Raw genomic sequence first — 12309 nt, forward strand, 5'->3', positions numbered from 1 at the left:
CGGCAGGAGGCCTTAATACGTGGAAGGTTTATTTGTAGAAATCAGGTTTTGAGGGTAATTCAACAATCTCGGTATTCCCTGTTTCCTGAGACTTCACGCAGGCATCAGCGGTAACCGCAGCCAGATAACCATCCCATGACGTTGGGCCTGCCGGCGGCAATCCTGCGTTCAGGCGATCGAAGAAATCCTGGAACTCAACGTCGTAGGCATCAATAAAGCGCTGTTTCCAGTCAACCAGAATGTCGGTGCTATACTTCGCCGCTTTCCGTACCGCGGCGCTGGCGACGGTTGGCAGCTCCGCCATTCCTTTCTCGCCGGTAACATCGCAGTGAATGTCGTAGCCGTACTGGCAGTTCACAAACACTTCAACCACAATATTGATGCCGGAGGTGGTTTCCATTACTACCAGCTGCGGATCACGCAGAGTGGTCACCAGGCTAGACTGACGCGGGAAGTAAACCTTAACGGTTTTATAATCTTCGTTAAGCAGCCAGTGCATAACGTCAATTTCATGAATCAATGTTTCATAGATAGCCTGTGGCGTTTTGTATTCTGGCACCGTGCTGGCATTGTAATGACGTCCATGAACCATTAATGGCTGACCGATTTCGCCGCTGTCGATAATATTTTTCAGCTGAACGTAACCTTTGTCGTAGCGGCGCATAAAACCAATCTGCACCATGCGCTTACCATTTTTTTGCTCTGCTTCAATCACACGCTGACAATCCGCAGCCGTCACCGCTAACGGTTTTTCGCAGAAAACATATTTGTTAGCATTTAGCGCGGCAACTGCCACATCGGCGTGCGCCTCATTTGATGCGGTAATGATGACCACTTCAACGTCTTTATCATTAATCAGATCGTGATAGTCATTATAGTCTTTCGCTTCGATCGCATACTTATCCAGCGCCGCCTGCGCCCTGCCTGCGACGATATCACATACGGCAACAACCTCAACACCTGACACGGTGTTGGCCAGACGTCTTAAGTGATCGGAGCCGATCATGCCGATACCTACAATACCTGCTTTTAAAGTCATTTTCTGTTTCCTTTTCAATCAAAGATAATTTTTCAGTAACTCATCAATATGCTTTTTACCTTTTTGCGCATATTCCAATGGGTTATATTTCTTAGGATCCTGCTCGGCTTCAACAACAATCCAGCCAGAATATTGATGCTCGACCAGATAAGCTAATACGGATTTAAAATTAATATTTCCATCGCCGGGAACGGTAAACACACCATCCAGGAAAGAATTGAGGAATGATTTCTTCGCGAGGCGACACGCTTTGAGTTTTTCATTACGCACATCTTTAAAATGAACGTGTTTAATACGATCAAAATGTTTACTCAGTAGCGGCATGACATCGCCGTCAGAAACATAAATATGCCCGGTATCAAACAGCAGATGTACATATTGCGGATCGGTATTCTCCATTAGCCGTTCCACTTCCGGCAGAGTCTGCACACCGGTGCCCATATGATGATGGAAAGCGAGTTTCAGCCCGTGCGCATTGGCAATCTTCCCAAGCGCATTAAGTCCTTCACATAAAAGCTGCCATTCACTGTCGCTGAAGTTAGGCTTTTCCGTATAAACGCACTTATCGATAATACCTTGAATACTATAAGTTTGTTCAGAAACAACAGCGACATATGCATGTATTGCCTGCAAATAAGCGCAATGCTGTTCAAAAGCGTTCATCGCAGATTCAATACCATCGCGAATAATAAAGGAAGAAAACCACTGACCTGGTATTTCCAGCCCGCGAAGCGTTAACTCTTTATTTAACTCAGCAGGATCCTGCGGATAACAACCGCCAACTTCCGTTCCGGAAAAACCGGTAAGTGCGGCATCACTAAGTATTTGTTTATATGTATTTTCTTTACCAATTTCAGGAATGTCATCATTGCGCCAACCAATAGGCGCAATCCCCAACTTAATACTCTTTTTTACATTGTACATGTTGCTGGCTCCCACTTAATGAAACGCTTTTACTGCATACCGCGATGCAAATTAACCTTTGATGGACAACATATTACTTTTTGTAGCCTGAAAAACTTTATCTATCCTGGTTGAAGAAGAGGGATAAATGCGTCAGATATCACAAAAAAATCATCACTCTTTAATGATATTGCCAGTCTTTTCGCACGATAGATAAACGCATAAAATATACCAGCAAATAAAAATGGCCGCAGTATTGCGGCCATTCCTATTACAATTAAATTTTAATAAGAGTTAATATTCAAATAATAAATAATTAGCCTTACGATAGTCCTTGCGATATTGACCGGGCGTTTTCCCTACTTTATTCTTGAAATAATTCTGAAAATGGCTAAGGTTGCTAAAACCAACACGATAGGCAATAGAGGTGATCTTTTCGCGCCCACCTTCATCCGTGGTTAGTAACGATTGCGCCTCTCCCAGCCTACGCTTTATCAGGTAATCCATCGGTGAATAACCATAGCGGCGTTTAAATTCATGGGATACATAATAAGGGCTGACATTAAATTTCGTCGCCAGCGTATCCAACCGAATTGGCTCATAGAAATTACGATCAATATAGGTTTTTATTGAATCAAGTAAATTTTCATGGCGCTGTATGGCATCGTTACCTGTGCGCAATAATACATTTCCCTCGATGTATTTGAGTACTACCCGGGTCAATAACTGCGCCATTGTTGGCCCTTCTACAGCATGCTGGTTAATAACGGTAAACACGGAGCTCATCAGTTTCTCCACCGTCGCATAATGATGATACAGTGGAATAACCGGCACAATATCATCCGGTATTAGCGCATTCTCGCGTAGACCCGGACACGAAATGTTGTTAATTCCACAGCAAATAGTGCCAATTGGCCGCCCGCTTTCCAGATACTCATCATGTACCACCTGGCTGTTATAAATTACCAGGTCGCCTTTACGAACCGGGTAGATGCGATCGCCAATGAAATACTCCCCATCGCCTTCGGTGATAAGTATCAGTTCAACGGTCTGTGGGTGCATATGCATGAACCGGACAAACGGACCATTGCTCTCACTGACCTGACTAACATACGCCAACTGGGGCTGAGCCTTATTCTCTCGTTCTGAAGGACAGAAGCACAAGCGCATGATTTACCCTCCAATATCCGAAACTGTGGTGCCGCAACACCCCTAAAATTTGAATTTTTATACCACACCAAATGAAACAAAAATGCTATGCAGATCATAATTTTTTCAAATATCTCCTCGATACAGTAGACTACTCTTGATAGCTGAATTGTTAAAAAAACAATAAAAATCAAATACTTAATCAAATATGAAATTTGCTTACTGCACATAACACCGTATAAAAATCGACCCATATTTTTTCAAAATAAAATTTCATAAAAATAAATTTGAAATTTTTAATCCTAAAATTTACATTGAATACGGTATACGTTTTAGGCTGAAGATAACCAGGCTTTCCTGTGACCGCTCAGTCAGAACGTCGTCAACATCGGTTTAAGAGGATAAAAAAGAGATGGAAACAGTCGGCAATTTTATTCATGGTAAAACGACACTGAGCAGCAGCGGCGAGACGCTACCGGTGACTAATCCGGCCACCGGTAAAGTAATTCGTCAGGTCACCCAAAGCACCCGAGAGGAGATGCTGGCGGCAATTCAAAGCGCACATGAAGCTTTTCCGGCATGGAGTAAAATGACTCCGCTACGACGGGCGCGTATCCTTTTTGAATTCAAAGTATTACTGGAAAAAAATCGGGACGAACTGGCGGCGCTGATCGTCAGCGAGCATGGTAAGGTCTGGTCAGATGCGCTTGGCGAGCTGACACGCGGCATAGAAGTTGTCGAATTTGCCTGCGGGATCCCGCACCTCAGCAAAGGAGAATACTCCTTTAACGTCGGCTCGGGCGTTGACAGCTTTTCATTAATGCAACCGCTTGGGGTTGTGGCAGGCATCACACCGTTTAACTTCCCGGCAATGGTGCCTATGTGGATGTTCCCGGTTGCTCTGGCTTGCGGCAATACTTTCGTCCTGAAGCCGCCCGCGCTGGTGCCGTCCGCATCGTTACGTATGGCGCAGCTTCTGCAGGAGGCTGGCCTGCCGGACGGCGTGTTTAACGTTGTTCACTGTGGCAATGAGGCGGCCAGCCTGTTGACCAGCGACCCTCGCGTACAGGCCGTCAGCTTTGTCGGTTCCTCTGCCGTCGCGGAACATATCTATACCACTGCCAGCGCCCATGGCAAACGCGTACAGGCCTTCGGGGCCGCCAAAAATCACGCAATAGTCATGCCGGATGCAGACCTGGACGCCACCGTCAACGCCATTATGGGCGGAGCATTTGGCTCCGCGGGCGAACGCTGTATGGCGCTGCCGGTAGTGGTCGCGGTAGGTGATGAAACGGCGGACCGTCTGATCGAACGCCTGAAACCGCTGATTGCGGCGCTACGTATCGGCCCGGGAGAGCTGCGCGGCAAAGATGAAAATGAAATGGGCCCAGTTGTTTCACGTGCTCATCAACAGAAAGTGTTGGGTTACATCGACAAAGGGGTAAGCGAGGGAGCAACTCTGGTCATGGATGGCCGCAACTATAGCGTGGAGGGATATCCTGAAGGCTTTTATGTCGGCGGCACGCTGTTTGATAACGTCACGCCTGAGATGACCATCTGGCGTGACGAAATTTTTGGCCCGGTTCTCGGAATTGTGCGCGTCCCGGATTATGCCGCCGCCATTAGAACGGTAAACGCCCATGAATTCGGCAACGGCAGCGTGATTTTCACCACCAACGGTCACTATGCGCGCGAATTCGCCCAGTCGGTTGAAGCCGGAATGGTCGGTATTAATATTCCAGTTCCGGTTCCAATGGCATTTCACTCTTTTGGCGGCTGGAAGCGTTCGGTATTTGGCGCCTTGAACGTCCATGGGCCGGATGGCGTGCGCTTCTATACCCGGATGAAAACCGTTACCGCGCGCTGGCCGAACGGACAGCAGATCGTGTCGGAGTTCAGTATGCCGACTCTCGGCTAATACGCTTTCAGGAAGGAGAAGATTATGGCCAACTTGCTGAGTACCTGTACCTCTGAGTCGGGGAATATCCAACACATTTCCCCTCAAAATGCAGGCTGGGAGTATGTCGGTTTTGATGTCTGGCAGTTGAAGGCTGGAGAGTCGATAACCCTGCCATCCGATGAGCGCGAACGCTGCCTGGTGCTGGTTGCTGGGCTGGCCAGCGTTAAGGCCGCCGACAGTTTTTTCTATCGGATTGGCCAGCGCATGAGTCCATTTGAGCGCATTCCTGCTTATTCGGTTTACCTCCCACATCATACGGAGGCAAAAGTGACAGCCGAAACCGACCTTGAGCTGGCCGTATGCAGCGCGCCGGGATTCGGAGAGCTTCCCGTACGTCTGATCTTGCCACAAGAGGTCGGGGTAGAACATCGGGGAAAAGGACGCAATCAGCGCCTGGTGCATAACATCCTTCCTGATAGCCAGCTCGCCGATAGCCTGCTAGTCGTTGAAGTGTACACTAATGAAGGCGATACCAGCTCCTGGCCCGCGCACAAGCACGATACGGCAGTTGAAGGTCAGGAGACCTATCTGGAAGAGACGTACTATCACCGTTTCAATCCACCTCAGGGGTTCTGCTTACAGCGTGTCTACACTGACGATCGCAGCCTGGATGAATGTATGGCGGTCTATAACCGGGATGTAGTGAAAGTACCTAAAGGCTACCACCCGGTTGCCACCATCGCGGGTTACGATAACTACTATCTGAACGTGATGGCTGGTCCACTACGAAAATGGCGTTTCACCTGGGAAGAGAACCACGCGTGGATTAACTCAGCAGACTACCCGCGATAACACTTCGTTGCGTGGTACTTTGCCAGCCGTCCTCTGCGGCTGGCTTTTTTATTCAACTCTGCGCCACACAATCTCATAAGATCGATATCCGCCTTCTCTTAAATTATTTCCCTGTTTTGTATATAGCGTATTACGACACGGCTCCCACCAGGAATACACAATGGTTTTCTGTTAAAAAATAATGATGCAGAAGAAGACTTACCCTATTTGCCGATATTATTATGGAGCAAGTATTTACGTAGAGGTGATCAATACAGTGGAGGTTTCAACAGGGTATATCCTGTGCGCACTCGCTGGAGGGATTGAAGGTTGTGTAAACCAGCGGAGAATATCTCTGGATATTCTCCACTAATCTCAGAGATGTCTCAGGCTATTACATCGCGACGTTTCCCCTGAATTTCACGCAGCTTGTCCTCGGCCAGCCGTTCAATTTCCGTTAGCGGTATCCCTTTCGTTTCCGGTACATAACGAGAAATAAAGACATAGCAGACCAAATTAAAGACGACAAAGATCCACATCGAGAAAGCACCGCCGAAGGCCTCCTGCAGCCACGCGTTATCATTTATGACCGGGAACAACAGTGAGATGAGGAAGTTGGCTATCCACATCAGGCTCACCGCCAACCCCATCCCAAAACCTTTAATCTTTTCAGGGAAAACCTCAGAAATCAGTACCCATGCGCCAACGCTCCAACTGACGGCAAACAGCAGCATAAAAAACAGGATACCAAAGATGGTAATGTAGCCTGTATCGTGGGTGTACAAACCGTATGACGCGATCAGCAGACCGACAATTGAGCCGATGGTACCAATTTTCATAATCGGAATACGGCCATAGCGGTCGAACAGGATCATGCCGATAAAACTGCCCACCACATTGCATACCGCGATAAAAATGGTCTGAAACATAACCACTTCGGTACTGCTGTTCTGCAACACCAACGGCGCGTAATAGTTCATTACGTTAACGCCTGTGAACTGTTGCAAAACGGCGATACAGCATCCAACCAACAAAATATAGCGGAGCACCGGTGAGCTTTTCAGGTTGGTGCGTTCTCCCCCTGCGACGTTGTCCTGTGGGCGTAAGGTTTCTTTCATGCCGTCAAAAATAGCAGCCACATCTGTGGCCGTTAATCCACTATAAACCCGGGTAAGCACCTTTATCGAACGGGCTTCGCCGCGGTTGTTACGAGCGCACCATGCCGGTGATTCGGGTAGGAAAAGCGTAATCGCTAACATCGCGATTGATGGCACCACTTGGGCAAAAAGCATAGTCTTCCAGCCCTGGGAAACCAGCACATCCGCAGGCATTCCTTTTGCTATCAGATAGTTGACTATAAAAACGATAACCTGGCCAGACACCACGGAGATATTGTAAATGCCCAGCGCTTTGCCGCGAATTTCAGCAGGCGCCAGTTCAGACATATACATAGTGGATGCCGTTCCGGCCATCCCAACCGCAAAACCGCACACAATGCGGGAAAGAGAGAAGATCATGAACGATTCACTCATCGCCGCCCCTAAGGAAGAAGCAATAAAAATGATCGCAATGATCAGAAGCGCAGGCTTACGCCCCAGTTTATCGGCAATTTTTCCACCGACCAGCGCACCGATAATACAACCAATCACGATACTGGAAACGGCCCACCCGGTCTCGGTTGGTGTCAGTCGGTAATACTGCTGTAAAGGCAATACCACCCCGGTAATCACCGCCGTTGAATACCCAAACATCAATCCAGCCAGTGCCGCAATACAACACAGGGCGTACACATAGGCCGAATTGTACTTACTTCTCTGAGACATAACCCCTCCCTTGCCTGTTGAGGAAACAACACACCAATGAAATTTTTCATTTTATTTTTGCACCAATTAGAAGAAAAATTCCATGCAAAAGATCACGAAATGGAGATGTTCCAGGAAAGAGCAAAAAGTACGGCCCCTGACAAATTGAACCCAGGCACTGCCACAAAACCAATAAAATCAAACAATTTCATAAACATAAGTAAATCCATTGCGCAAAACCCAGCATCTTAACGATAAAAAACGCCAGGATTATGAAATTCGAAATGTGATACCCATAACAAAACATAAGTTTCATTATTGATCTATTTGAAATTAAAACATAGGTTGTGAAACGAGAGTTCTCAATAGCTATAAGATCGTCGGCAGCGCTACGGCAATGACCGATATAAGATGAATTTGTCTATTTGTTCATTAAATTCAAACGGATAGATGAAGTTTATTCTGGAGATAATCTACCTATGTCCACATCAGATAGTTGTTATAATACGGGTTACATATTACGCATCTGCGCGATTGCCGCACTGGGCGGAATATTATTTGGCTACGATACTGCTGTTATTTCAGGTGCGATTGGTTCACTTACCAGCTACTTTCATCTATCTCCTGCTGAGACCGGCTGGGCGGTTTCCTGCGTTGTGGTGGGGTGCGTTATTGGCTCGTTTAGCGCCGGATATTTATCCAAACGTTTTGGACGCAAGAAATCATTGATGATTTCAGCGCTGTTATTCACTATTTCCGCAGTAGGTACTTCCCTTTCCTTCACGTTCACCCATTTTGTGATTTATCGCATTATCGGTGGACTGGCAGTCGGTCTGGCGGCAACAGTATCACCGATGTATATGTCTGAAGTCTCACCTAAAAATATGCGCGGCAGAGCATTAAGTATGCAGCAGTTCGCTATCGTTTTTGGGCAGATTCTGATCTTCTACGTTAACTACAAAATAGCATCGATTGCAGCGGATACCTGGCTTATTGAACTTGGCTGGCGCTATATGTTTGCTGCGGGAATTATTCCCTGCATTTTGTTCTGTATTTTAGTCTTTTTAATCCCGGAATCTCCCCGCTGGATGATGATGATTGGTCGCGAGGAGGAGACGCTAAAAATCCTGACCAAAATATCCAACGAAGAGCACGCCAGACATCTTCTTGCCGATATAAAAACCTCACTGCAAAATGACCAACTAAACGCACATCAAAAACTCAATTACCGCGATGGGAACGTGCGTTTCATCCTGATTCTGGGCTGCATGATCGCTATGCTGCAACAGGTGACAGGGGTTAACGTAATGATGTATTACGCGCCAATCGTCCTGAAGGATGTGACCGGTAGCGCCCAGGAGGCCCTCTTCCAGACAATCTGGATCGGCGTAATTCAGCTTATCGGCTCCATTATTGGCGCAATGATTATGGATAAGATGGGTCGTTTGTCACTGATGCGGAAAGGCACTATCGGCAGCATCATCGGCTTGTTGCTCACATCATGGGCGCTGTACAGCCAGGCAACCGGTTATTTCGCGCTATTTGGTATGCTGTTCTTTATGATTTTCTACGCGCTTTCCTGGGGCGTGGGTGCATGGGTGCTTATTTCTGAAATATTCCCTAACCGGATGAGGTCACAGGGAATGAGTATTTCGGTCGGATTTATGTGGATGGCAAACTTTATAGTTTCACAATGCTTCCCGATGATTAATGAAAACCCGTATTTACTTTCTCATTTCCACGGCGCATTTCCGATGTGGATATTCGCTATCTGCTGCGTCTTCAGTTACTTTTTTATCTGCCGTTACCTGCCGGAAACAAAAGGTATTTCGCTGGAGAAAATGGAGAGCGTCGTGTTAGCAAAACGCAGAAAAAAACTGCCGCCAATCCAAGCCGAACGTTATTCTGATTAACTCTCACCACAATGCCGATGATCGCTAAATACGATCATCGGCTTGTTTTTTTTTACTCCGTCGCCAGCGCCAGTGAAACAGCTAACGTCTGCGCCAGACACATGGACGCAACCTGAGACCGGAAACCATCGACCTGCGCTTCACGTACCACAAAACAGACTTCACTGAACGCTGCCAGCGGGCTGACCTGACTATCAGTTATCGCAATATGGTGCGCACCCCGTTTCGCGCCAAGCTCGACCAATTCCACCACTTCCTGCGCGTAAGGCGAGTAGCTGATGGCAATAACAACATCGTCGGGGCTGACCATACTTAGCTGTTCAGAGAACATTCCGCCAATACCGTCAATTAAAAATGCCCGTCTCTCCAGATGACGCAATGCGTAGGTTAAATAACTGGCCACGCTAAACGAACGACGTAATCCAATCACATAAATATTGTCGGCTTTCGCTAACAGATTTATCGCCGCATCCAACTGCTCATTTTTAATCTGCACCGGTAATTGTTGTAATACCTGTGCATTCACCATTGAAAATAGCTTCAGAATTTCACCCGGCTTTTCCGGGGTAGGTTCCCCCTCATCCGCATTTTTCTGTCTGAACAGACGCGCCCGCTCGGTATAGCTTACAGTTTCCTCCATCAGATGCTGGCGAAACACCTGTTTCATTTCATTAAATCCGCTAAAACCAAACGCATTAGCAAAACGAATCAGTGTCGAAGGGGGAACATCCGCATGTTGCGCAATGGAAGCAACCGTGTCAAAAGCAACGCTATTACTGTTATCCAGAATATACTGAGCAACTTGTTTAAGGCGTTTGCTAAGGCTGTCATAGCGACTGCGGATATCATCCTGCAGTAAGGAAAGTTGAGTTTGATGTTTAGACATGCATAATACTCTAATAGAACGAAAATTTCGTAAATAACTATATTAGCACAAATGAACTGATCATACAGTTAACAACATTCAAATTGCGCTGTGGTTACCTTCAGTACAGAATTTGCTGGCGGGCTGGGTTCTGAGCAATCTGAATCTGACCGCATAAATGCGACAGGATCAGCATTGTTATGACTGGACGATGCCCGCAGCCAGGCGGCATCGCAAACGTTGAAAGGCAGAAGATGACGTTTATAAATCACGAAACCTTCATCTGTTATTGCGAACTGGCTCTTTTCGTCCCGCATACGGCAATTGGCGGAACACTCTTAGTGTATTACACTGATTACCTTAAGGATATGCGTCTACTCTTTTTCAATACTGAGCGGCAAATGATTTTTTTCAGTATTGCTTTAACGCCTCCCTGTGAGCGGTATGCGCTTTCAATAGCAAGATGCCCAATATAAAACAGCCAGCCACAAAGATGGCTGACCGCATAGTAATTTAATACGCTGTTAAGTCTTGAGCTTTTTTCGCCAGGCCGTCCAGCAGTTTCTGATGAATACCGCCAAACCCGCCGTTGCTCATCACCAGGATGTGATCGCCTGGCTGTGCGGTTTTCACCACCATATCTGCCAGCGCATCCACATCGCCGCTCCAGTGCGCAGGCTGTACGCAGGCTTCAGCGACTTCTGCTACCTGCCACGGAATGTGCGGCGGTTGCAGCAGGAACACTTCGTCCGCACGACCTAACGATGGCGCCAGGTCATCTTTGCACAGGCCCATTTTCATGGTGTTCGAGCGAGGTTCCAGGACCGCGATAATGCGCGCAGTGCCGCCCACTTTACCGCGCAGTGCAGCAAGCGTTGCCAGAATCGCCGTCGGGTGATGAGCAAAATCGTCATACACCGTCACGCCATTCGCTTCGCCGCGCAGTTCAAGACGACGACGGGCGTTGATGAATGAGCCCAGCGCATTCGCCGCGTCGGCAGGCACTACGCCAACATGACGGGCAGCCGCAATCGCCATCAGACCGTTGTGCATGTTATGTTCGCCAACCAGCCCCCACTTCACTACGCCAACGTTTTCACCGTCCAGCCACACTTCCCACTCGGAGGCATCGGTAGTGAGTTTTTTCGCCTGCCAGTGGCCTTGTTCGCCCACCAGCTCTTGTTCGCTCCAGCAGCCCATCGCCATCGTCTGTTTCAGATTGATGTCGTTTTCCGGGTAGATGATGCGTCCCTGGCCCGGCACGATACGCACCAGGTGATGGAACTGTTTCTGAATAGCTTTCAGATCGTCAAAGATGTCCGCGTGATCGAACTCAAGATTGTTGAGGATCAGCGTGCGCGGGCAGTAATGCACGAATTTAGAACGCTTATCGAAGAAGGCGCAGTCGTACTCATCCGCCTCAATCACGAAGAAGTCGCTTTCGCCCAGACGCGCAGAAACCTCAAAGTTGCCCGGAACGCCACCGATCACAAAGCCTGGCTTATAGCCGCAGGCTTCGAGGATCCAGGTCGCCATTCCGGCAGTGGTGGTTTTGCCGTGCGTCCCCGCAACCGCCAGCACCCAGCGATCGCGCAGCACAAAGTCATGCAGCCATTGCGGGCCGGACATGTATGGAATGTTCTTCTCAAGCACCGCTTCCACGCAGGGATTACCACGGGTCATGGCGTTACCGATGATCACCAGGTCCGGCTGCGGGTCGAGCTGGCTGGCATCGTACCCCTGAATCAAATCAATGCCTTGCTTCTCAAGTAAGGTACTCATCGGCGGATACACATTGGCGTCCGAACCGGTTACTTCATGACCAAGCGAGCGCGCGAGCATCGCCAGACCGCCCATGAAAGTGCCACAAATTCCCAAAATATGAATGCGCATACGTCACTATCCTT

10 protein-coding genes are annotated in these 12309 nt (G+C 48.0%); 4 read left to right on the plus strand and 6 right to left on the minus strand.

The features are described from left to right. Nucleotides 1–28: 28 nt before the first annotated feature. The 3 genes from iolG1 to reiD all read right to left on the minus strand — a co-directional run bounded on the left by iolG1 (nucleotide 29) and on the right by reiD (nucleotide 3061). Nucleotides 29–1039: an inositol 2-dehydrogenase IolG1 gene (iolG1, locus tag FHD02_RS12110; protein ID WP_085048442.1), complete on the minus strand. Its 1011-nt coding sequence runs from the start codon at nucleotides 1037–1039 to the stop codon at nucleotides 29–31. Nucleotides 1040–1057: 18 nt separating this feature from the next. Next, nucleotides 1058–1978, minus strand: a complete 921-nt coding sequence (gene iolE, locus FHD02_RS12115) for a myo-inosose-2 dehydratase (protein WP_137360200.1) — start codon at nucleotides 1976–1978, stop codon at nucleotides 1058–1060. 258 nt (nucleotides 1979–2236) lie between these two features. Further along, the gene (gene reiD / locus FHD02_RS12120) at nucleotides 2237–3061 is read right to left on the minus strand and encodes a myo-inositol utilization transcriptional regulator ReiD (RefSeq protein ID WP_137361604.1); all 825 of its coding nucleotides are present in this window, start codon (nucleotides 3059–3061) and stop codon (nucleotides 2237–2239) included. A gap of 442 nt (nucleotides 3062–3503) precedes the next feature. On the opposite strand from reiD, the gene iolA reads away from it, so the two are divergent. Together iolA and iolB are read left to right on the plus strand one after the other, a co-directional pair. Further along, nucleotides 3504–5009, plus strand: coding sequence for a malonate-semialdehyde dehydrogenase IolA (gene iolA / locus FHD02_RS12125; protein ID WP_137361561.1), 1506 nt, complete (start codon nucleotides 3504–3506; stop codon nucleotides 5007–5009). 24 nt (nucleotides 5010–5033) lie between these two features. Then, on the plus strand, nucleotides 5034–5843 hold the full coding sequence (gene iolB / locus FHD02_RS12130) for a 5-deoxy-glucuronate isomerase (protein WP_137361562.1): 810 nt from the start codon (nucleotides 5034–5036) through the stop codon (nucleotides 5841–5843). Between the two features lie 365 nt (nucleotides 5844–6208). On the opposite strand, the gene iolT2 is transcribed toward iolB, so the two are convergent. Then, nucleotides 6209–7645, minus strand: a complete 1437-nt coding sequence (gene iolT2 / locus FHD02_RS12135) for a myo-inositol import MFS transporter IolT2 (RefSeq protein WP_220393902.1) — start codon at nucleotides 7643–7645, stop codon at nucleotides 6209–6211. Nucleotides 7646–7681: 36 nt separating this feature from the next. Here iolT2 and FHD02_RS12140 point away from each other — a divergent pair, with 36 nt between their 5' ends. Further along, the gene (locus FHD02_RS12140) at nucleotides 7682–7876 is read left to right on the plus strand and encodes a hypothetical protein (RefSeq protein WP_137361564.1); all 195 of its coding nucleotides are present in this window, start codon (nucleotides 7682–7684) and stop codon (nucleotides 7874–7876) included. A gap of 227 nt (nucleotides 7877–8103) precedes the next feature. Continuing rightward, on the plus strand, nucleotides 8104–9537 hold the full coding sequence (iolT1, locus tag FHD02_RS12145) for a myo-inositol import MFS transporter IolT1 (RefSeq protein WP_137361565.1): 1434 nt from the start codon (nucleotides 8104–8106) through the stop codon (nucleotides 9535–9537). Nucleotides 9538–9589: 52 nt separating this feature from the next. Here iolT1 and iolR read toward each other — a convergent pair whose 3' ends face one another. After that, on the minus strand, nucleotides 9590–10423 hold the full coding sequence (gene iolR, locus FHD02_RS12150) for a myo-inositol utilization transcriptional regulator IolR (RefSeq protein ID WP_137361566.1): 834 nt from the start codon (nucleotides 10421–10423) through the stop codon (nucleotides 9590–9592). Nucleotides 10424–10915: 492 nt separating this feature from the next. Further along, nucleotides 10916–12295, minus strand: a complete 1380-nt coding sequence (mpl, locus tag FHD02_RS12155; RefSeq protein WP_137361567.1) for a UDP-N-acetylmuramate:L-alanyl-gamma-D-glutamyl-meso-diaminopimelate ligase — start codon at nucleotides 12293–12295, stop codon at nucleotides 10916–10918. Nucleotides 12296–12309: the final 14 nt, after the last annotated feature.

Source organism: Citrobacter sp. EC_71 (genome assembly GCF_019584005.1).
GTDB lineage: Bacteria > Pseudomonadota > Gammaproteobacteria > Enterobacterales > Enterobacteriaceae > Citrobacter > Citrobacter werkmanii.